The sequence below is a fragment of the Streptomyces sp. NPDC087845 genome, assembly GCF_044742755.1.
Classification (GTDB): Bacteria; Actinomycetota; Actinomycetes; order Streptomycetales; family Streptomycetaceae; genus Streptomyces.
Genome location: NZ_JBIUVC010000001.1, coordinates 66,557 through 86,465 on the forward strand (window position 1 = coordinate 66,557; position 19,909 = coordinate 86,465).

General features: G+C 71.2%; 22 protein-coding genes. 12 read left to right on the top strand and 10 right to left on the bottom strand.

Going from position 1 to position 19,909, the window contains the following annotated elements:
* Nucleotides 1-156: 156 nt before the first annotated feature.
* From ACIOMQ_RS00270 to ACIOMQ_RS00280, 3 genes are all read right to left on the bottom strand, one after another.
* Nucleotides 157-252 (bottom strand): Ms4533A family Cys-rich leader peptide, encoded by a 96-nt coding sequence (locus tag ACIOMQ_RS00270; RefSeq protein WP_322110005.1) that lies wholly within the window; start codon nucleotides 250-252, stop codon nucleotides 157-159.
* 168 nt (nucleotides 253-420) lie between these two features.
* Nucleotides 421-1,716 carry a DUF3152 domain-containing protein gene (locus ACIOMQ_RS00275; RefSeq protein WP_402187338.1) on the bottom strand — a complete coding sequence of 432 codons (1,296 nt, stop codon included), beginning with the start codon at nucleotides 1,714-1,716 and terminating at the stop codon, nucleotides 421-423.
* 8 nt (nucleotides 1,717-1,724) lie between these two features.
* Nucleotides 1,725-2,687: an alpha/beta fold hydrolase gene (locus tag ACIOMQ_RS00280; protein WP_402187342.1), complete on the bottom strand. Its 963-nt coding sequence runs from the start codon at nucleotides 2,685-2,687 to the stop codon at nucleotides 1,725-1,727.
* A gap of 109 nt (nucleotides 2,688-2,796) precedes the next feature.
* Here ACIOMQ_RS00280 and ACIOMQ_RS00285 point away from each other — a divergent pair, with 109 nt between their 5' ends.
* The 4 genes from ACIOMQ_RS00285 (at nucleotide 2,797) to ACIOMQ_RS00300 (ending at nucleotide 4,774) form a co-directional block, all read left to right on the top strand.
* The gene (locus ACIOMQ_RS00285) at nucleotides 2,797-3,012 is read left to right on the top strand and encodes a hypothetical protein (RefSeq protein WP_362200537.1); all 216 of its coding nucleotides are present in this window, start codon (nucleotides 2,797-2,799) and stop codon (nucleotides 3,010-3,012) included.
* A 168-nt stretch (nucleotides 3,013-3,180) separates the two neighbouring features.
* A complete protein-coding gene (locus ACIOMQ_RS00290; RefSeq protein WP_018105511.1) occupies nucleotides 3,181-3,822 on the top strand; it encodes a TetR/AcrR family transcriptional regulator in 642 nt (213 codons plus the stop codon).
* Nucleotides 3,823-3,964: 142 nt separating this feature from the next.
* Complete coding sequence (locus tag ACIOMQ_RS00295; protein ID WP_218105578.1) at nucleotides 3,965-4,192, top strand: DUF3107 domain-containing protein; 228 nt, start codon at nucleotides 3,965-3,967, stop codon at nucleotides 4,190-4,192.
* A gap of 312 nt (nucleotides 4,193-4,504) precedes the next feature.
* Entirely contained in the window at nucleotides 4,505-4,774 is a 270-nt protein-coding gene (locus tag ACIOMQ_RS00300; protein ID WP_362200532.1) for a hypothetical protein, read from the top strand.
* Nucleotides 4,775-4,829: 55 nt separating this feature from the next.
* On the opposite strand, the gene ACIOMQ_RS00305 is transcribed toward ACIOMQ_RS00300, so the two are convergent.
* A complete protein-coding gene (locus ACIOMQ_RS00305) occupies nucleotides 4,830-5,564 on the bottom strand; it encodes a ferritin-like fold-containing protein (protein WP_362200529.1) in 735 nt (244 codons plus the stop codon).
* 484 nt (nucleotides 5,565-6,048) lie between these two features.
* Here ACIOMQ_RS00305 and ACIOMQ_RS00310 point away from each other — a divergent pair, with 484 nt between their 5' ends.
* Nucleotides 6,049-7,896 (top strand): DEAD/DEAH box helicase, encoded by a 1,848-nt coding sequence (locus ACIOMQ_RS00310; protein WP_362200526.1) that lies wholly within the window; start codon nucleotides 6,049-6,051, stop codon nucleotides 7,894-7,896.
* Nucleotides 7,897-8,067: 171 nt separating this feature from the next.
* A complete protein-coding gene (locus ACIOMQ_RS00315) occupies nucleotides 8,068-8,916 on the top strand; it encodes an alpha/beta fold hydrolase (RefSeq protein ID WP_402187345.1) in 849 nt (282 codons plus the stop codon).
* Between the two features lie 33 nt (nucleotides 8,917-8,949).
* Here ACIOMQ_RS00315 and ACIOMQ_RS00320 read toward each other — a convergent pair whose 3' ends face one another.
* Nucleotides 8,950-9,837 (bottom strand): NYN domain-containing protein, encoded by an 888-nt coding sequence (locus tag ACIOMQ_RS00320; RefSeq protein ID WP_389794315.1) that lies wholly within the window; start codon nucleotides 9,835-9,837, stop codon nucleotides 8,950-8,952.
* A gap of 217 nt (nucleotides 9,838-10,054) precedes the next feature.
* Here ACIOMQ_RS00320 and ACIOMQ_RS00325 point away from each other — a divergent pair, with 217 nt between their 5' ends.
* Nucleotides 10,055-10,207 carry a hypothetical protein gene (locus tag ACIOMQ_RS00325; RefSeq protein WP_177328023.1) on the top strand — a complete coding sequence of 51 codons (153 nt, stop codon included), beginning with the start codon at nucleotides 10,055-10,057 and terminating at the stop codon, nucleotides 10,205-10,207.
* 77 nt (nucleotides 10,208-10,284) lie between these two features.
* On the opposite strand, the gene ACIOMQ_RS00330 is transcribed toward ACIOMQ_RS00325, so the two are convergent.
* From ACIOMQ_RS00330 to ACIOMQ_RS00340, 3 genes are all read right to left on the bottom strand, one after another.
* Entirely contained in the window at nucleotides 10,285-10,890 is a 606-nt protein-coding gene (locus ACIOMQ_RS00330) for a MarC family protein (RefSeq protein WP_389794313.1), read from the bottom strand.
* 193 nt (nucleotides 10,891-11,083) lie between these two features.
* Nucleotides 11,084-11,950, bottom strand: a complete 867-nt coding sequence (locus ACIOMQ_RS00335; protein ID WP_402187347.1) for a PHP domain-containing protein — start codon at nucleotides 11,948-11,950, stop codon at nucleotides 11,084-11,086.
* Nucleotides 11,951-12,086: 136 nt separating this feature from the next.
* Nucleotides 12,087-12,725, bottom strand: a complete 639-nt coding sequence (locus ACIOMQ_RS00340) for a DUF6758 family protein (protein ID WP_362200510.1) — start codon at nucleotides 12,723-12,725, stop codon at nucleotides 12,087-12,089.
* A 157-nt stretch (nucleotides 12,726-12,882) separates the two neighbouring features.
* Here ACIOMQ_RS00340 and ACIOMQ_RS00345 point away from each other — a divergent pair, with 157 nt between their 5' ends.
* Complete coding sequence (locus ACIOMQ_RS00345) at nucleotides 12,883-14,115, top strand: MFS transporter (protein WP_402187349.1); 1,233 nt, start codon at nucleotides 12,883-12,885, stop codon at nucleotides 14,113-14,115.
* 131 nt (nucleotides 14,116-14,246) lie between these two features.
* On the opposite strand, the gene ACIOMQ_RS00350 is transcribed toward ACIOMQ_RS00345, so the two are convergent.
* Nucleotides 14,247-14,882, bottom strand: coding sequence for a suppressor of fused domain protein (locus tag ACIOMQ_RS00350; protein ID WP_362200504.1), 636 nt, complete (start codon nucleotides 14,880-14,882; stop codon nucleotides 14,247-14,249).
* A 427-nt stretch (nucleotides 14,883-15,309) separates the two neighbouring features.
* On the opposite strand from ACIOMQ_RS00350, the gene ACIOMQ_RS00355 reads away from it, so the two are divergent.
* Both ACIOMQ_RS00355 and ACIOMQ_RS00360 read left to right on the top strand, forming a co-directional pair.
* On the top strand, nucleotides 15,310-16,425 hold the full coding sequence (locus ACIOMQ_RS00355) for a magnesium and cobalt transport protein CorA (RefSeq protein WP_362200501.1): 1,116 nt from the start codon (nucleotides 15,310-15,312) through the stop codon (nucleotides 16,423-16,425).
* A gap of 12 nt (nucleotides 16,426-16,437) precedes the next feature.
* A complete protein-coding gene (locus tag ACIOMQ_RS00360; RefSeq protein ID WP_401938204.1) occupies nucleotides 16,438-16,959 on the top strand; it encodes a hypothetical protein in 522 nt (173 codons plus the stop codon).
* A 123-nt stretch (nucleotides 16,960-17,082) separates the two neighbouring features.
* On the opposite strand, the gene ACIOMQ_RS00365 is transcribed toward ACIOMQ_RS00360, so the two are convergent.
* Entirely contained in the window at nucleotides 17,083-17,850 is a 768-nt protein-coding gene (locus ACIOMQ_RS00365) for a hypothetical protein (protein WP_401261230.1), read from the bottom strand.
* A 204-nt stretch (nucleotides 17,851-18,054) separates the two neighbouring features.
* On the opposite strand from ACIOMQ_RS00365, the gene ACIOMQ_RS00370 reads away from it, so the two are divergent.
* The gene (locus tag ACIOMQ_RS00370; protein ID WP_362200492.1) at nucleotides 18,055-19,329 is read left to right on the top strand and encodes a magnesium transporter MgtE N-terminal domain-containing protein; all 1,275 of its coding nucleotides are present in this window, start codon (nucleotides 18,055-18,057) and stop codon (nucleotides 19,327-19,329) included.
* Nucleotides 19,319-19,876 carry a DUF1003 domain-containing protein gene (locus tag ACIOMQ_RS00375; protein WP_362200489.1) on the top strand — a complete coding sequence of 186 codons (558 nt, stop codon included), beginning with the start codon at nucleotides 19,319-19,321 and terminating at the stop codon, nucleotides 19,874-19,876. Before ACIOMQ_RS00370 ends, ACIOMQ_RS00375 begins: the two co-directional genes overlap by 11 nt.
* Nucleotides 19,877-19,909: the final 33 nt, after the last annotated feature.

The window sequence follows — 19,909 nt, forward strand, 5'->3', positions numbered from 1 at the left end:
GCCGGGCCGGTCGCCACAGGAAAAGAATGACCGGAACGCACCGACGCCGACACCGCCGCACCTGCGGACGGAGTGCACCCGGGCACGGCGGTCGGGGGTGGCCGTCCGGGCCGGTTCAGGGCTCGGACAGCGGGGCGACGCGCGCTCGGGCAGGCGTCAGCAACAGTGGATGTCGGCGACGCTGTGCCCGGTCACACCGATGAGCGCCAGCTCTATGGCTGCGCGTTCGGGGGTGACGGGGCTGCGTGACATGTCGAGAAATATGGATCACTGCCCAGAGGATGTCAACGCAGAATGAGACAGCCATCTCATCATGTGGACCGCTTGCGGGTGTGACCGTCCGGGTCCGGCGGACGGCCGCGGAGCCCGGCCCGGCCGGGGAGGCGGCCCGGCACACCCCCGGGCCCTCCCCTTTTCATTTCAACTTCCGGGGTGCACCCAGGCGTTGGGCCGGCACTTGATCCCGCCGATGTTCAGGGACTTGGTCTGCTGCTGCATCACCGGGGCGAGCGCTCCCGGCGTGCCACAGCTCACATGGTTGTGACCCAGCCGGTGGCCGACCTCATGGTTGATCAGCATCTGGCGGTAGGCGAAGAGTTCGTCCGGGCCGAACGTCGAGGACCCCTGCGCCCAGCGGTAGGCGTTGATCATCACGCGCTCGGTGGCCGCGGAGTCGCAGGAGACGTTGTCCTCGGTCGTGTCCAGACCCGACTTCTGGCACCAGTCCCCGGTGGTCCCCGGGCTGGCCAGGGTGATCACGAAATCGGGGTCGCCGGAGGAGATCCGCTCGAACGTCATGGCGCCGTCGTGCGCCCAGCTGCGGTCGTCGTTGAGCGTTTCCTGGACGGCTCGGGCGAACAGCGCGGCATCGAGACCGAGGCCCTTCTCGACATCGATCCGGTAGCGGTACTTGTGCCCCCTGCCCGGAGCCTTCGCCGACCCCGGAACCACCTCGAACTCTCCGGACCCGTGGAGCTTCGGGGCGAGCGGATAGGCCTTGGCCATCTTCTCCGCGTACGAAAGGGGCTTGACCCGCGCCACCTTCGGGGTCGGCCGGCCGTCCGAGCGGGAGGCGCCGTCGGGGCCGTCCCGGTCGACGCCCGTGGGCTGCGCGGCGCTGGTCCCGCCGCTGTCGTGGGCGACCTGTCCGGCCACGACCACCGCGAGCACGGTGGTCACCGCGGCGGCCGCGATACCCGTGAAGGTGCGGCCCCGGACGCTCTTGCCCTCCCGGCCGGTCCTGGCACCCCCGCCGTCTGCGCCGGACGCCGACGCGTCGGCGTCACCACCGCGCGGCGGCCGCTCGTCCCGCTCGTCGGCCGGGCCGGTCGGGCCGGTCGGGCCGGCCGGCCGGGTCGGCGGGACGGAAGGCCCAGGAGGTGCGGGCGGCGCGTCGAACGCCTCGACGAACTCACGCCGCGGACCCGGTATCAGCGGCCTGGTACCGGCCGGCTGCTGACGCCGGGGCACCGCCTGCTGCGGCCCGGTCCCCCAGCCGCCGCCGGGCTCACGCTGCTCGGGGTGGCCGCCACGGACGTGGCCGGTCTGCCGGGACGGGGTGTGTCCGTCCGCGCCGGATGCCGCGTCGGCCGCCCTCCGGCGGCGCCCGCTGCCGGGGCCCGGACGGACGCCCTCGCGGTCGTCGCCCTCGTTCGTGAGGGCGGCCTCGACCTCGGGGCCCGCGGGTTCGGGGCCTTTTCGACTGTGTCGTCCCACGCCCCGGATCAGCTCCCGCCGCGTTCGTCGAGCAATTCCCGGAACGCCTGGGCGACCGCCTCCGGGTACTCCATCATCGCCACGTGCCCCGCGTCGGGCAGTGTCAGCAGCCGCGAGTCGCGGAACGCCGCGGACGCCCTGCGTGCCATCCGATACGAGACGAGCTGGTCCCGTCCGCCGTACACGAGCTGGGTCGGTGCGAGCACCCGCTCGGCCTGACGCCACAGTCCGTGCTGCCCGCCGAGCGTGTACGCGTCGACGATGCCACGTGCCGAGCGGGCCATCGCGTCCCAGAAGTACGGCAGTTCCAGTCGGCGCTCCATTTCGGCCACCGCCTCGCGGAAGCCGGATTCGGAGACGCGCGCCGGATCGCCGTAACAGAGTGCCATGACGCCGCGGGTGCGCTCCTCCGCGGTCCAGTCCCTGGTCATCCGGGCGAACAGCGTCGTGACGCCGGGGAGAGCGAGCAGTCCGGTCGGCGCGGCCGACCACTGCACCCGTAGCTCGGGAAGCGCCGGCGAGACGAGGGTGAGGGTGCGCACCAGGTCGGGGCGGACCGCGGCGACCCGGGTGGCCACCGCGCCGCCGAGCGAATTGCCGAACAGGTGGACGGGCCCGCGCTCCGCCGCATCGAGGAAGCGGATCACGGCACGGGCGTGCCCGGTGACCGAGTAGTTGCCGTCGTCCGGCGGCGGCGAGTCACCGAAACCGGGCAGGTCGACCGCCTCGCCGTCCACCACGTCCTGGAGCAGCGGCATCAGCGCCGACCAGTTCTGCGAGGAGCCGCCGAGCCCGTGTACATAGAGCGCGGGCGGCAGCCCGGTGCGCTCCGGCGGCCGGGATCGGACGGTCAGCGTCAGACCGGGCAGCGCGACGGAGCACAGCTCCTCCCCCTCCGCGACCCTGACGGCGCTCACCGTGGGGGCCACCGCGGCGGCGGCGCGGACTCCCGGCAGCTCGGTCGAAGACATGCGGCAATGTTACGAGACGATCACACCGCGATTCATGTGTTCGCGGTCACAGACCGCATGGCGCCTCGAAGGGCTAGCTCCTAGGCTCGGAGCAAGGAAGGGAGTCACCATGACGGTCGACCCCAGCGACCCGGAGACCTTCGAGGACATCCAGCCGGACGAACCGGACGAGGAGACGCCCCGGGCGGACGCCGCCGAGCAGCGGACCGATCTCCAGCAGCGGCGCGACGAACCGCTCACGGACATCGACGGCGACCGTGCCAATGTGGCGGATGCGGCGGAGCAGGCCCGTGTTGTCGCACAGGACGAGGACGATTATCGCTAGTACGCCCCGCTTTGCCCCATCGGTCGGCGAATCTGCGGCTACCGCAGCCGTCCGGTCCGTGAAATTCTGCGTCCGCGCCGCGCGCACCCGGGTTACCCAAAAGTACGATGGCGGTACGGCGCAGCGTGCACGGAAAGGCTGTGTCCGATCACAAATTTGGGAGGCGGCGTGACAGCCATCGAGCAGACCGAGGCGGCGCGCCCGCGAGGCACTCGACTGCCTCGCCGCGCCCGACGCAACCAGCTGCTGGGCGCCGCGCAGGAAGTATTCGTGGCACAGGGGTACCACTCCGCCGCGATGGACGACATCGCGGAACGGGCCGGGGTCAGCAAGCCGGTGCTCTACCAGCACTTCCCGGGCAAGCTGGAGCTCTATCTGGCCCTGCTCGACCAGCACTGCGAGTCGCTGCTCCAGGCGGTCCGTACGGCCCTGGCGTCGACGACCGACAACAAGCTGCGCGTCGCCGCGACGATGGACGCGTACTTCGCGTACGTCGAGGACGAGGGCGGGGCCTTCCGGCTGGTCTTCGAGTCGGACCTGACCAACGAACCCGCGGTGCGCGAGCGCGTCGACCGGGTCTCGTTGCAGTGCGCGGAGGCGATCTCCGACGTCATCGCCGGTGACACGGGGCTGTCCAAGGACGAGTCCATGCTGCTCGCGGTCGGTCTCGGCGGTGTCTCCCAGGTCGTCGCCCGCTACTGGCTCTCCAGCCGGTCCGCCATCCCGCGCGACACGGCGGTGCAGCTGCTCACCTCCCTGGCCTGGCGGGGCATCGCGGGCTTCCCGCTGCACGGTATCGATCAGCACTGACGGCGGCGGCCGGGCGCGGCCGCCGCCGGTGTTCGCTGCGGGCGTTGCCCACCGGCCGCTGACGGCTCCCCTCAGCGGGCTAATGTGTGCTGCGTACGGCGCGGCTCACCGCGCAGGGACTGACCGTCGGAGGGACATAGCCGTGGAGGTCAAGATCGGGGTGCAGCACACGCCCCGGGAGATCGTTCTGGAGAGCGGGCTTTCCGCCGAAGAGGTCGAGAGCACGGTCGCCGAGGCTCTCACCGGTAAGGCGCAGCTGCTCAGCCTCACGGACGAGAAGGGCCGCAAGGTCCTGGTGCCGGCCGACCGGATCGCATACGTGGAGATCGGCGAGCCCAGCACGCGGCGCGTGGGCTTCGGCGCGCTGTAGGCGACACGCTCGACGCAGTGGTCGTGTCGGCGGCCCGGTGGGATCCCCCACCGGGCCGCTTTCCGTTCCGGCCCCCGGGCCGCCGGGCCACCGACCGGCGGCCCGGCCACTGCGCCGGCCGCTGTTCTCGTCGGCCGCTCGCGCCGGCCGTCTTCGCCGGTCGCTCCCCGTCGGCCGTCCTCGCCGGGCCCGTCTGCGTCGGCCGGGCGATTCCTGTGCGAACCCGCTCCGAGGAGGGTTGCGTTCCGCACCCCTCGGGTAGGACCGCTAACGACCGATTTACCCGCCCCGCAACTCGCGAGGTGATCATCTGTGATCTTGGAACCTCTTGGCTCCGTCGTGCTCGGACTCGCCCTGGCCTGGGTGGCGCTCCGCTCGCTGGCGCACCGGCTCCCGTCCCGCCGTGCCGTCTTGACCACCGGCGCTCTGGGAGCCCTGTTCGGCGCGTTTCTCATGCACTCGGTGCTGGGCCCGGGCCACGTCGTGGCCACGCTGATCGGCGCCGCACTGATCGGGGCCGTGACGCTCTCGCTGCTGATCCGCCCCCGCAGCCGCCCACTGAGCCGCTCAGCGGCGGCCTGAGGGCGTCCGGGGCCCGCCCGTGCGGACGGACGACCCGGCGGCCCGGGTGAACGGGCTAGGCCGCCAGCCCCAGCGCGGCCATCCGCTTGGTGTGCGCCTCGGTGATCCGCGAGAACATGCGCCCGACCTCCGCCAAGTCGAACCCGTCCGCCACACCGCCGACGAGCATCGTCGACAGCGCGTCGCGGTCGGCCACCACGCGCTGCGCCTGCGAGAGCGCCTCGCCCATCAGCCGTCGCGCCCACAGCGCGAGCCGGCCGCCGACCCGCGGGTCGGCCTCGATCGCGGCCCGCACCTTCTCCACGGCGAAGTTGCCGTGCCCGGTGTCGTCGAGCACGGCGAGGACGAGAGAGCGGGTGTCCGAGTCGAGCCGGGCGGCGACCTCGCGGTAGAAGTCGCTGGCGATCGAGTCGCCGACGTACGCCTTGACCAGGCCCTCCAGCCAGTCCGACGGCGCGGTCTGGCGGTGGAAGTCGTCGAGCGCCTTGGCGAACGGCTCCATCGCGCCCGTCGGCTCCACCTCGATCGCGCTCAGCCGGTCGGTCAGCCGCTCGAAGTGATGGAATTCGGCGGAGGCCATCTTCGCCAGCTCCGCCTTGTCGGCCAGCGTCGGCGCGAGTTTGGCGTCCTCGGCGAGCCGCTCGAAGGCCGCCAGCTCCCCGTACGCGAGAGCTCCCAGCAGGTCCACGACCGCTGCCCGGTACTGCGGCTCCACGGATGCGGTGGCCCAGTCCTGTGCGGCGATTCCGGTGAGCACGGGGGCTTCATTGGCGTTGTCAGGCGTCTCCATGAAGCGCAGAATAGCCCGCCCGGCGGGGTACGGAAGGGCCTGGTCAGCCAGTGACATCACACCGTTCCGACGAATTCGCCCAACACACATGCGCGAATCCGGGGTACAGTGGTATTGCGCCTAGTGAGTATTTTGGATGTTCCTGCGGCGTGAAGCTAGTGAAATCGAATGAGGATGCCCGGTCGGTGGCCCGATCGGCTCCGACCCGACAGCCCTCCACGCGGGGCGTACGACACGTACGACCGCAGATGAGGGGCCCCCTCAGCGGCACGAGCGCTCGAGCGACGGCAGTGGTCCCGCGCCACCCGGCCCATCCACGGCCGGATGACCAACCCCGGCACGGTACGACCCCCAGCGTTCGCCTCGGACCGCGTCTCACAGAAGAGGCAGCACCCTGACTACGTTCCGAGAACTCGGGATTCTTCCCGAGACGGCCGAGGCCCTTGAGGCCGTCGGCATTGTGTCCCCGTTCCCCATCCAGGAGATGACGCTCCCCGTCGCGCTCTCCGGTTCCGATGTCATCGGACAGGCCAAGACCGGCACCGGCAAGACCCTTGGTTTCGGTCTGCCGCTGCTGGAGCGCGTCACCGTCCCCGCGGACGTCGAGGCGGGCCGGGCCGAGCCCGAGAAGCTGACCGAGGCGCCGCAGGCGCTGGTCGTCGTCCCCACCCGTGAGCTCTGCCAGCAGGTCACCAACGACCTGCTGACCGCCGGCAAGGTGCGCAACGTCCGCGTTCTCGCGATCTACGGCGGCCGCGCGTACGAGCCGCAGGTCGAGGCCCTGAAGAAGGGCGTCGATGTGATCGTCGGCACCCCGGGCCGCCTGCTCGACCTGGCCGGACAGCGCAAGCTCGACCTCTCGCACGTGCGCGCGCTCGTGCTCGACGAGGCCGACGAGATGCTCGACCTGGGCTTCCTGCCCGATGTCGAGAAGATCATCACCATGCTGCCGCCGAAGCGCCAGACGATGCTGTTCTCGGCGACCATGCCGGGCGCCGTCATCGGCCTCGCGCGGCGCTACATGTCGCAGCCGACGCACATCCGCGCCACCTCGCCCGACGGTGAGGGCGCAACCGTCGCGAACATCTCGCAGCATGTCTTCCGGGCCCACTCGATGGACAAGCCCGAGATGGTCTCCCGCATCCTGCAGGCCAACGGCCGCGGACTCGCGATGATCTTCTGCCGTACGAAGCGCACGGCCGCGGACATCGCCGAGCAGCTGGAGAAGCGCGGTTTCGCGTCCGGCGCCGTCCACGGCGACCTCGGCCAGGGCGCGCGTGAGCAGGCGCTGCGCGCCTTCCGCAACGGCAAGGTGGACGTGCTCGTCTGCACCGACGTCGCGGCTCGCGGTATCGATGTCGAGGGTGTGACCCACGTCATCAACTACCAGTCGCCGGAGGACGAGAAGACGTACCTCCACCGCATCGGCCGGACCGGCCGCGCCGGTGCCAAGGGCATCGCGATCACGCTGGTCGACTGGGACGACATCCCGCGCTGGCAGCTGATCAACAAGGCGCTCGACCTGAAGTTCCCCGACCCGGTCGAGACGTACTCCACCTCGCCGCACCTCTTCGAGGAGCTCGACATCCCGGCCGGCACCAAGGGTGTCCTGCCGCGCACCGAGCGGACCCGCGCGGGTCTGCGGGCCGAGGAGATCGAGGACCTCGGCGAGACGGGCGGCCGCGGCCGCAAGTCCTCCGCCGCGTCCTCGGCGCCCGCCGTCCGCGAGGAGCGTGCGCCGCGTACGCCGCGCCAGCGCCGTCGCACGCGGGGCGGCTCGGCCGTCTCCGCCGTCGAGGAGACCGCCGCGACGGTACCCGCGCCGTCCACCGAGGTGACCGACGCCCCGTCGGAGCCGCGGACGCCGCGTCGCCGTCGCCGTACCCGCGTCGGCGCCCCGGATGTCGCGGCCGAGGCCGCGGTGAGCACGGTGGAGGCTCCGGCCGCCGCCGTGGCGACGAAGACCGGGGCCGAGCCCGAGACCGAGCCTGCGGCCGAGGCCAAGCCGCGCCGCCGCCGCACCCGGGCCGCGGTCGTGAAGCCGGTGGTGGAGGAGGTCGACTTCCAGATCGCGCCGATCTCCGAGCCGGTGACCGAGGCCAAGACGGTGACGAAGCCGCGCCGCCGCGCCCGCGTCGTCAAGCCGGTCGAGGACGAGGTCGACTTCCAGATCGCGCCGATCTCCGAGCCCACCCCGGAGACCAAGCCGCGCCGCCGCACCCGTGCGGCCGCCAAGCCGAAGACGGAGGCCGCGGCCCCGGCCGCCGAGGGCGAGACGAAGCCGCGGAGGCGGCGCGCGCCCCGTGCGGCTGCCGCCAAGGCCGAGGGCTGAGCGGCCGCTGTTCGATCCGGGGCGCCGCCCCGGAAGGGCTTGAACGTGCCGGACGGGCTTGAGGGCAACCTCAAGCCCGTCCGGCGTTCGAGGACATACCCCCGCGCCCGTCGGGCGTGACGAGGACACACCCTTCTGCCCGTCCGGCGCGACGCGGCATAACCTCGTCCCATGAGTCGGCCGCACACCTTCACCCCGCCCCCCTGCGCCCACGCCCGCCAGCTCCGCACCGCGCGCGGGGACTTCGCCGTACTGGACGCCTCGCCGAGCACCGCGCCGCGCGGCACCGCCCTCCTGCTGCCCGGGTACACGGGCAGCAAGGAGGACTTCATCGCGCTCCTCGAACCACTCTGCGCCGCCGGGTACCGGACCGTCGCCGTGGACGGTCGCGGGCAGTACGAGACTGAGGGAACGGACCATCAGGAGACTTACGCACAGGCCGAGTTGGCCCGTGACGTACTCGCGCAGGCCGCCGCCCTCGGCGCCCCCGGCGAGGGCACCGTACAACTGGTCGGGCACTCGCTCGGCGGGCAGATCGCCCGCGCCGCCGTACTGCTCGACGCCTCGCCGTTCCGTTCGCTGACCCTCATGTCGTCCGGGCCCGCGCAGGTCGCGGAGGCCCAGCAGCTCAAGGTGAAGATGCTCAGCGACGCGCTCACCACGCTGACCATGGCCGAGGTGTGGGAGGCGATGCGCGCCTTCGACCCGCCCGAGGACACGTCGACCGACGGCGAGGCTTTGCGCCGGCGCTGGCTGCGCCACCGGCCCGCCCAGCTGATCGCCACCGGTCGCCAGCTGGCGACCGAGCCGGACCGGGTGGCCGAACTCGCCGCCGCACGACTGCCCGTCCATGTGCTCTCCGGCGAGCGGGACGACACCTGGCCGGTGCCGCTGCTCGACGAGATGGCACAGCGACTGGGCGCGCGCCGCACCCGGATCTCGGGCGCCGAGCACTCCCCCAACACGGACCGCCCCGAGGAGACGGCGGCCGCACTCGTGTCCTTCTGGAACAGCCTGTGACCGAGGGGCGCGAGCGGGCCCGGTCGAGCGGGCTCAGTACTGCGACTGCAAGTGCTGCCAGAAGCCGTCGCGCAGGGCCCGCCGCAGGTGCGCGTGACCGCGCAGCGAGTGCTGCAACAGGCGTTCGGCCTCCACCAGCAGGTCCTGGTCGACCGAGCCCGGCAGGTACGGATGTCCGGGCAGCAGGTCGGCGAGGGATTCCCGGCCCCGGGCGGCCAGCCAGGCCGCGGCGATCTGCGCGCCGACGAAGCGGACGTCTTCGCGCGAGGGCGCGGGGACGTCCTCCTCGTAGGTGGTGACGGGGCGTCTGGTGACGTACGGACGGCAGAATTCCAGGTCGAAGGTGCGCTGGCTGTCGACCTCCCAGAGCAGCGGTTCGGCCTGGTTGCGCCCCTCCCCCGCCTCGATGCCCCACAGGTGCACCCGGGCCCCGTACCCCTGCGCCGCCTCGACCGCGGACACCAGGTCCTCGTCGCCGCCGACCAGTGCCGCGTCGCTGATGGCGCGGTGCCGGGCGAGCGATTCGAGGTCGGTGCGGATGAGGGAGTCGACGCCTTTCTGCTGGTTGTTGGCGTTGAGGTTGCCGAGTCTGACCTTGACGTCGGGGAGTTCGGCGATGGACTGCTGCTCGACGGTGTGGATGCGTCGCCTGGCTCCGTCGTACCAGTACACGCGCAGCAGCCGGCTGTCGGCGAAGATCGAACGGGCCTTGTCGATGAACGCCTCGATCAGCCCTTCCGCGTCGAGGTCGAAGGAGCGGCGGTCCTCGGTGCCGGTGACGAGCAGTCCGGCCGCCGCGTACACATAGCCCGCGTCCACGAAGATCGCGTGGGTCGAGGGGGTCTTCGACACCTCGGCGAGCACGCGCTGGAGCAGTTCATTGGTGCGGTCCAGGCGCTCATGGATCCCTGCCTCGTTCATTCGGGCCTCGTCGTGGGCCTCGTCGGCGCATGCTCGGTGGACTGCTGATACTTAGACATCCAAAAAATTTCCTTAGCGTAGGGAATGTTTGCAGTGTGCAAGCCGTTGTACCCCCTGTGGAGCGCGGGACAGCGGTGTCGGGCGCTCTCATCCTTGTGGACGGTTCACCGTCCTCCCAGTAGTTCTCCAGCAGGAGGATCGGACGAAGGGAAGCCTCATGCGCTTCGAGATCATGCGACTCGACGATGTCGACGGTACCGCCGTGGACAGCACCGTCGTGGACGCCGCCTCCGTCAACCGGATCGTGCAGCAGGCCGCAGCCATAGGCCAGCGCATCTATATCCGCCCGGCCGAAACCTCGGCTTCGTAACGCACAACGACGCACAAAGACGAAGCGCCCCCGCACGGAAGGTCCGTACGGGGGCGCTGTGGTGTCCGCGGGCGCCGTCAGGAGTTCTGGACGACCTGGGTGACCCCGTTGATGATCTGCTGCACGGCGATGGCGGAGAGCATCATTCCGGCGAGCCTGGTCACCAGCACCACCCCGCCGTCCTTGATGACCCGGATGATCAGCAGCGAGTAGCGCATGGTCAGCCAGAGCACGATGTGCATGGCGATGATCGCCGACCAGACCGAGATCTGGCTTCCCACGCTGTCGGCGTGCTGCACGGCCAGGATCACCGACACGATCGCGCCGGGCCCGGCGAGGAGCGGCATGCCGAGCGGCACGAGCGCCACGTTGACGTCCTTCGTCTGCGTCGGCTCGTCGGTCTTGCCGGTGAGCAGATCGAGCGCGATCAGCAGCAGGAGGAGCCCGCCCGCGATCATCAGGGCGGGTACGGAGACGTGCAGATAGTCGAGGATCTGCTGGCCGAGCACGCCGAAGACGGCGATCACACCGAAGGCGACGGCCACGGCCTGCAGCGCCATCCTGCGCTGCATCTTGGCGGGGCGGCCCGCGGTGAGGGCCAGGAAGATCGGGGTGATCCCGGGTGGATCCATAATCACAAAAAGCGTGAGAAAAAGGGATCCGAAGACAGCGACGTCGAACACAGTGAGCCTTGCGAGAAGAGAGGGGTACGGCCTGAAGGAGCGCACCCCGGAGCCAGGACGGCGGCCCGGCGGCCGGGTGCGCGGAAGGGGTAACGCGAAGGAGGGGCGAGTGGCGGTTGGCGCGCGGCCGCCGGGCCGCGCGGGGCAGGGCCTCACGCCCCGGTCGTGGCGGTGCGTCGTGACGCGTGCGCCGTTACGCGGGGCGGGGTCCGCCGGCGCCCGGCACCGGGAAGGCTCCCGTGGCACGCCGGGTGATCTCGCCGTAGATCTCGGGGTCGGTGGTGTACGCGCCGAGCCCGACGGTCTTGTGGCTGCCGTGGTAGTCGCTGGACCCGGTCGTCAGCAGCCCCAGCTCCCGGGCGAGCCCGCGCAGCCTGGCCCTGGTCGGCCCGTCGTGGTCCATGTGATCGACCTCGATGCCGTCGAGGCCGGCGGCGGCGAGCCGTGCGATCGACGACTCGGGCACCACCTCACCGCGCTTGACGGCGAGCGGGTGGGCGAAGACGGTGATGCCTCCGGCGGCCTTGACCAGCCGGATCGCGTCGAAGGGGTCGAGTTCGTGCTTCTCGGCGTACGCGCGGCCGCCGTTGGCGAGCCAGTCGGGCGTGAAGGCGTCGGAGACGGTCCCGACGACGCCGAGCTCGACCAGGGCGGTGGCGATGTGCGGCCGGCCGATCGATCCGTCCCCGGCGATCCTGGCGACCCGCTCCCACTCGATGGGGACGCCGAGCGCCTGGAGCTTGCCCACCATGGTCCGGGCGCGCGGCACCCGGTCGTCCCGGACCAGCTCGCGTTCGCGGGCCAGCTCGGGCTCGTCGGGGTCGAAGAGGTACGCCAGCATGTGCAGGCCCACACCGTCGATCCGGCAGGAGAGCTCGGCGCCGGTGACGAGGGTGAGGCCCTCCGGAAGAGCGGCGATCGCCTCGGCGTGGCCGCGCACGGTGTCGTGATCCGTGAGGGCGACGACGTCGAGGCCCGCGGCGGCCGCGTTGCGCACCAGCTCGGCGGGGGTGTCCGTGCCGTCCGACGCGGTGGAGTGGGTGTGCAGGTCGATGCGCACGACGCGTACTCCAGTGCTCGGGGCGGGACAGGGTGACGTCCCAGGATAACCGGCATTCGGGCGATACCCGGCCGGTCCGGGAGACGCTACGGCGCCGGGCCCGGGGACCGTCCGGCCCTGCTCCGCCGGACGGTCCCTAGTTGATCAGGCGCGGGGTGAGCGCCCCGCACGGCACGAGGTCCATCTCTCCCCCGGCCTCGCGCAGATCGGCGAGCACCAGCTCGTCGTACATCAGGAGTCCGGACTGCTCGGGCCAGACGATCGCCCAGAGCCAGAGTCCGCGTGCCTCGCCCGCGAAGACCGCCCGGTCCTCGGGAGCGCCCTTGACGTGCCACAGCGGGGTGGGGCGTCCGGCGGCGAGCATCTTGACGTCCGGCGGGCCGTCGACGTCCAGATGCGGGCCGGGGTCGGGGCCGTCGATGCCCGCGTAGCGCGCCCCGAGTCCGACCCCGAGCTCCTCGGTGACGAGCAGCAGCTCGCCGATGCCGCCGACCGGACCGGGGCCGGAACAGGCGACGACGGTGGCGCGGCCGCCGCTGCGGTCGTCACCCGCGCTCGCCACGCCGGTGAACAGCCAGCCCACCGGCAGCGGCCAGGGCATCCACACCGGCACCTCGGCCCGGCGCACCACCGCACTCAGCGCCTCGACGCTGGGCGGAATGGCCGGTTGTAGCGGTTGCACACTGCCGTGCACGGAGCACTGCCAGGTGTCGGCAAAGAGACCGGGCGCCCTGACCCGGCCTCCACACTTCGGGCAACTGGGTTCGCCCCTCATAGCGACCAACGGTCCTCCTCGACCGTCGCCGCGTCAAGGATGATCACCCGTCCGCAGCGTGGCCCTCCACCTGCAAATTTAGATGTAACTTGCATTCATTAGTTCCTCTAACTTATTCTGTGCATAACACAACGATCTAGTGGAGAGCGAGAAGCCCATGCGAGGAGAGGATCCGTTCGATCAGGGAGCGGCCGGCATTTTGCGCCAGCCGAAGGCCGTCTGGGCCACAGCGGGCGCCTCTGTGGTCGCGTTCATGGGAATCGGCCTGGTGGACCCGATTCTGCCGTCCATCGCCAAGGGCCTGGCGGCGACGCCGAGCCAGGTGTCGCTGCTCTTCACCTCGTACTTCCTGATCACCGCCGTGGCGATGCTCGTCACCGGCTTCGTGTCCAGCCGGATCGGCGGCCGCAAGACGCTGCTGGCCGGCCTCGCGCTCGTGGTCGTCTTCGCCGCTCTCTCCGGCACCTCGTCCTCCGTCGCCGAACTCGTCGGCTTCCGCGCGGGCTGGGGTCTGGGCAACGCGCTCTTCGTATCGACCGCGCTCGCCGTGATCGTCGGTGCGGCGGCCGGCGGGAGCGCCGCGGCGATCCTGCTGTACGAGTCGGCGCTCGGCCTCGGCATGGCCTGCGGACCGCTGCTCGGCGCCCTGCTCGGCGACGCCAGCTGGCGCTACCCGTTCTTCGGCACGGCCGCGCTGATGGCGATCGGCTTCATCTGCATCACGGCGTTCCTGAAGGAACAGCCGAAGCCGGCCAGGAAGACCTCGCTGCTCGACCCGGTCAAGGCCCTCGGCCACGGCGGCCTGGCCTCCGTCGCCACCTCGGCGTTCTTCTACAACTACGCGTTCTTCACGATCCTGGCGTTCACGCCGTTCGTGCTGAACATGACGCCGTACAAGTCGGGCGCGGTCTTCTTCGCCTGGGGGCTGCTGCTCGCGGTCTTCTCGGTGCTCGTCGCCCCGCGGCTGCAGAAGCGCTTCGGGTCGCTGAAGGTGCTCGGCGCCTCACTGGTGCTGCTCGCCGCCGACCTCGTGATCCTGGGATACGGCAGCCACACCACCGCCATCGTCTGCACGATCGTCTCCGGCGCCTTCATCGGCATGAACAACACCGTCTACACGGAGCTGGCGCTCGGGGTGTCGGACGCGCCGCGCCCGGTGGCGAGCGCGGGCTACAACTTCGTCCGCTGGTTCGCCGCGGCCGCCGCCCCGTACCTCGCCCCGAAGATCGAGGAGTGGAGCGACATCCACATCCCGTTCGTGGTCGCGGCGATCGCGGCCGTGTTCGGTGCGGTCGTCGTCTGGATCCGGCGTGCGGCGCTGACCCACGAGGCGGAGGAGCTGGAGCCGAAGCACGCCACCGAGGACGGCGTCACGGTCTTCGCCAACTGACCGCCGCGCCAACCCCGTTCCGCCCCGCCCGCGGCTCTCCCTCCTGGCCACGCGGCGGGGCTTCCCGCATGCCCGGCATGACGTACGTCCCAGTCCGCACGGCGTACGTCCCAGTCCGCATGACGTACGTCTCAGTCCAGGGGTACGGAGCCGCGCAGCGGATCACGCAGGTCCGTCCCGTGCGACAGCCACCGCTCCTGGAGCTCCTGCGCGCCGCGGACCCGCTTCCACGCGGCCTCGTTGTGCGTCATCGGCAGCAACGGCAGGAACCGCACCGGATCCCTGGGCCCGGCCGTCTCCCGGCCGCCGCCCCCCGCGGAGCCGCTGTGCGGCGCGGGCCCGTCCAGCTCCAGGTCCTCCACCAGCCCGCCCGGCTCGGCGACCAGTACGGAGCTGAACGGCGCCCCGGGCCACAGCGGTTCGCCCACGTCCAGCGAGGCGCCGGGAGCCACGACCAGGCCCTCGACCTGCGGCGAGGCCGCCAGCACGGCCAGCGGGCGCAGCACCTTGTCGGTGTCGGCGAGGCCGGCGCGCACGGAGAGGATCAGCTCGGCGCGCGGGCCCTTCACCGGGTCCGCGAGAACCGCGGCCGGGTCGGCCATCGGCTGTGCGGACATGCCGAGTGTGGCGTAGCGCACCACGTCGCCGTCGACGAAGCGGAGCACCTCGATGCGGTCCGTACCGAGGAACGTCACCGCTGCGCGGGCATCCGGTTCACCGAGGGCCGTAAGCAGCCGGGCCTCGACCAGAGCAAGAATTTCTCCCATCCCGCGAGCATAGGACGCGTATGGAACGGGCAAAGTAAAGGATTGGCCCTCAGTCGGCTGATAGTCTTGGCCGCTGGTCGGGGCAGCACGCAGAAGCGTCGCTCTCAGCCCCGACGACACGTCATCCCCCACGGGGGACCGACCGGAGGAGGTGGGGCTGCCATGGATCGAAGTCGACCGTGCAGTACCAACCGCTCTTCCGCATCTCACCTCTCTTCGGTGATCTGAAGCCTTCTCGGTCAAGGCCCAAGGCATTGCGCACGACGGAAGAGCACCCCCCTTTGCCTGTCTGTAGCGAATTTGCCTGTCTGTAGCGAACGCCGTCATCGCGCCGCCGCGGTGCCGCCCGCTTTGCGGACGTGAGCGCACGTCCCCATTCCGGGCTGTTCCACGCGCCCGACGACGGCCCTCCGTGAAGGAGCCAGCCATGTCGATGATCCGTGACCTGCGCGCCGCCGTGCGCCCGTCCCTGCGCAAGAGCAACGCCCTGCACAACACCTACGACACCACCCGTGACCCGTCCGCCTCCAGCGCGGTCGTCGACTGCGCGGTCTACCGCGACGGACGGCGCGTGGAGAGCGGCTCCTGCCGCACGCCGCACGAGGCGATGCTCCAGGTGCGGGAGGAGGGCGGCTTCGCCTGGATCGGCCTGCACGAGCCGACCGAGGAGGAATTCGCCGGTATCGCCCGGGAGTTCGGCCTCCACCCGCTCGCCGTCGAGGACGCCGTCCACGCCCACCAGCGACCCAAGCTGGAGCGGTACGACGACACCCTGTTCACCGTCTTCAAGACCATCCACTACGTCGAGCACGCCGAGCTCACCGCGACCAGCGAGGTCGTCGAGACCGGCGAGGTGATGTGCTTCACCGGCCGGGACTTCGTCATCACCGTGCGGCACGGCGGGCACGGCTCGCTGCGCGCGCTGCGGCACCGGCTGCAGGACGACCCCGAGCTGCTGGCCAAAGGGCCCTCCGCGGTCCTGCACTCCATCGCCGACCATGTGGTCGACGGCTACATCGCGGTGGCGGGCGCCGTTCAGGAAGACATCGACGAGGTGGAGATCGAGGTCTTCTCCACACCCGCGAAGGGCAGCCCGCGCGGCTCGGACGCGGGCCGGATCTACCAGCTCAAGCGTGAGGTCCTGGAATTCAAGCGGGCCGTGTCCCCGCTGCTGCGGCCGATGCAGCTGCTGAGCGAGCGGCCGATGCGGCTGATCGACCCCGACATCCAGAAGTACTTCCGTGACGTCGCCGACCATCTGGCGCGGGTGCACGAAGAGGTCATCGGCTTCGACGAACTGCTGAACTCGATCCTCCAGGCCAACCTGGCGCAGGCGACCGTCGCGCAGAACGAGGACATGCGCAAGATCACGTCCTGGGCGGCCATCGTCGCCGTACCGACGATGATCTGCGGCGTCTACGGCATGAACTTCAAGCACATGCCCGAGCTGGGCTGGAAGTACGGCTACCCGATTGTGCTGGGCGTCATCGGGGTGGTCTGCTTCTCCATCCACCGCACACTCAAGCGCAACGGCTGGCTCTAATAGAGTGCGGACATGACTGCTGCTGACGCTGACGTGCCGCTGGGCCGGGCTCTCGTCGAGGAGGCCACCAAGAAGTCGGGCCTCGTCTGGGTGCGGGGCACCGGGCCCGCGCGGGCGCTGTGGCACGTATGGCACGAGGGTGCGGCGCATCTGGTCGGCGACGGCCCTGGCGAGCAGCCGTTCCCGGCCGGTCTCGCCGACGGTTCCACCGTCGAGGTGACCGTGCGCAGCAAGGACAAGGGCGGCCGGCTGATCGCCTGGACGGCCGCCGTGTCGGAGCTCGCGCCGCGCTCCGAGGAGTGGGAGGCCGCGGTCGCCGAACTCAAGGGCAAGCGGCTGAACGCGCCGGACGCCGAGCAGCTGACGGAGCGGTGGGCGCGCGAGTGCCGGGTGCTGCGGCTGACCCCCGGTGAATTCCGCACGGAGCTGCCGGACGGCTCGCTGGCGGCGGCCCCCCTGCCGACGTCCGCGACCACCCGCCGGCCGGTGCCCGCCGGGCTGCCGCGACTGCTGAAGCGGGGCCGCAAGGGCTGACGGAGGCCGGGCCCGTCCGCCCTGATCCGCCGCGCGGAACCGGGGCCGGTCCGCCGGACAGCGCCCGGGGCCGCCTCCGGTCTCCGAGCGGCGTCCGGGGCCCGCGGCTCGCGCGGCCCGCTCTCAGGAGGACGTCTTGGGCAGCTGCTGTCCGTAGTCGACCGTGTCGCCCTTGGCCGGGGCCTCCAGGGGGAAGTCCTTGCCCCAGTCCGACAGGGTCACGATCCCGCCGCCGCCACCGCGCGCGAAGCGCAGGGGATACGGCGTGCCCTCCAGCGAGACGTCGAGTGTGCCGCCCTCGCCCTTGCCGCCCGTGATCTGCACGGTCCGGGTCGCTCCGACCTTCTCCCGGTCGCCCTTGTTGAGGGTGCCGTGCAGGCTGAGCAGGCCGTCGAGCAGGGTCTTCTTGTCCGTGAAGCCGCGCAGCTGCTTGTACGTGGGGTCGCCCTCGGGCACCTTCACGTACTTGTCCTGGAGCTTGTCCGCGGCCGCCCCGCCCGCGTCGCTCTGTGCGCCGGACTTCTCGTCGTGGCTCCAGAATCCGGAGTCGGCCTTCAGATAGAGCTCGTCACCGATCCGCAGCAGCTCGAAGGTGCTGTTCTTCGAGACGACGGAGCCGGCGCCGCCCTTCTCCTTGAGCCGCATGTTGAGCTTGTACGTGCCGCCCTTGCTGACCAGTGTCCCGGCCAGGCGCACCGCGTCGGCGGATTCCGCGGCGGCCTGCGCCTTCTTCTCGATCTCCGCGGCGGCGAGCTTGCCGACGCCGTTGGTCCCCTGGTCCGGATCCTCGCCCCCGCACGCCGTGAGAGCGGCGGTCAGCCCCGCGCTGAGCACGACGGCGAGGGCGGTCCGGCGGCGGCGGACCCGGACGGGCGGGGCGGAAGAGGTCACGGGCGCACTGCCTCTCATCTGCGGGGCGGGGGGTGGCAGACGGCAGCGTACCCGTGCCGTGCACACCTTCCGGCAGGGAGCCGTACGGACGGGTCCACCGGGGCGGCCCGGAGCGGTACGGGCTAGCCTGATCCCGTCATAACGGTTAATTAACTGCCAAACGGACCGGACAGCGAAGTCGTACACGGAAGAAGGAGGCGCGCCATGGCGGCAGGTGCCCCCCGGGTCTTCGTCTCCCACCTCGCCGGCGTCCCGGTCTTCGACCCCTACGGCGATCAGGTGGGCCGCGTGCGCGACCTGGTCGCGATGTTGCGGGTCGGCGGCCGGCCGCCCCGGCTGCTCGGCCTGGTCGTCGAGGTGCTCAGCCGCCGCCGGATCTTCCTCCCGATGACCCGGGTCACGGGGATCGAGTCCGGCCAGGTCATCACCACCGGCGTGGTCAACATGCGGCGCTTCGAACAGCGGCCCACCGAACGCCTGGTGCTCGGCGAGTTCCTCGACCGGCGCGTCCGCCTCGTGGAGACCGGCGAGGAGGTCACCGTCCTCGATGTCGCCATCCAGCAGCTCCCGGCCCGCCGCGACTGGGAGATCGACAAGTACTTCGTACGCAAGGGCAAGGCCGGGGCGCTCCGGCGCAAGGGCGAGGCCCTGACGGTGGAGTGGTCGGCGGTCAGCGGGTTCTCACTGGAGGAGGACGGGCAGGGCACCGAGTCCCTGGTCGCCACGTTCGAGCAGCTGCGCCCGACCGACGTGGCCAACGCGCTGCACCATCTGTCGCCGAAGCGGCGGGCCGAGGTCGCCGCCGCGCTCGACGACGACCGGCTCGCCGACGTCCTGGAGGAGCTTCCCGAGGACGACCAGGTGGAGATCATCGGCAAACTGGCGGAGGAGCGCGCCGCCGATGTCCTGGAGGCCATGGACCCGGACGACGCGGCCGACCTGCTGTCCGAGCTCCCCGAGGCGGACAAGGAGCGGCTGCTGACCCTGATGCGGCCGGACGAAGCGGCCGACGTGCGGCGCCTCATGGCGTACGAGGAACGGACCGCGGGCGGCCTGATGACCACCGAGCCGATCATTCTGCGGCCGGACGCCACGGTCGCCGACGCGCTCGCGCGGGTCCGGCAGGCCGACCTGTCCCCGGCGCTCGCCGCCCAGGTGTACGTGTGCCGCTCGCCCGACGAGACGCCGACCGGCAAGTACCTGGGCACCGTGCACTTCCAGCGGCTGCTGCGCGATCCGCCGTACGTGCTGGTCAGCTCGATCGTCGACAGCGATCTCGTGCCCCTCACGCCGGACACCCCGCTGTCGGCCGTGACGAGCTATCTGGCCGCGTACAACCTGGTCTCGGTGCCGGTCGTGGACGAGAGCGGCTCGCTGCTCGGCGCGGTGACCGTCGACGACGTGCTCGACCACCTGCTGCCGGAGGACTGGCGGGAGACCGACTTCCACGGCGAGGAGGAGGTCGCCCGTGGCCGCTGAGGACCGCTCGAAGGCGACGTCGACGGGCGCCTCGGGCATCGCGCACCCGCCCCGTTCCCGGCTGGACCAGCCGAAGGCGCCGCGGCGGCGGCTGCTGCCCGAGTACGACCCCGAGTCGTTCGGCCGGCTCTCCGAGCGGATCGCCCGCTTCCTGGGCACCTGGCGCTTCATCGCCTGGATGACGCTGGTCATCATCGTCTGGGTGGTCTGGAACGCCTTCGCGCCCGTGGCGTGGCGGTTCGACGGATACCCGTTCATCTTCCTGACGCTGATCCTGTCGCTCCAGGCCTCGTACGCGGCCCCGCTGATCCTGCTCGCGCAGAACCGGCAGGCCGACCGCGACCGGGTCACCTACGAGCAGGACCGCAAGCAGAACGAGCGCTCCATCGCGGACACCGAGTACCTCACCCGGGAGATCGCCGCCCTGCGGATGGGCCTCGGCGAGGTCGCCACCCGCGACTGGATCCGCTCCGAACTGGAAGACCTCGTGAGGAACCTGGACGACCGGCGCCCCCCGCACCCGGCCGAGAGCGACGAAGACCACTGACGGGGCTACTCGCGCGTAGCAACAGGCGCGGCG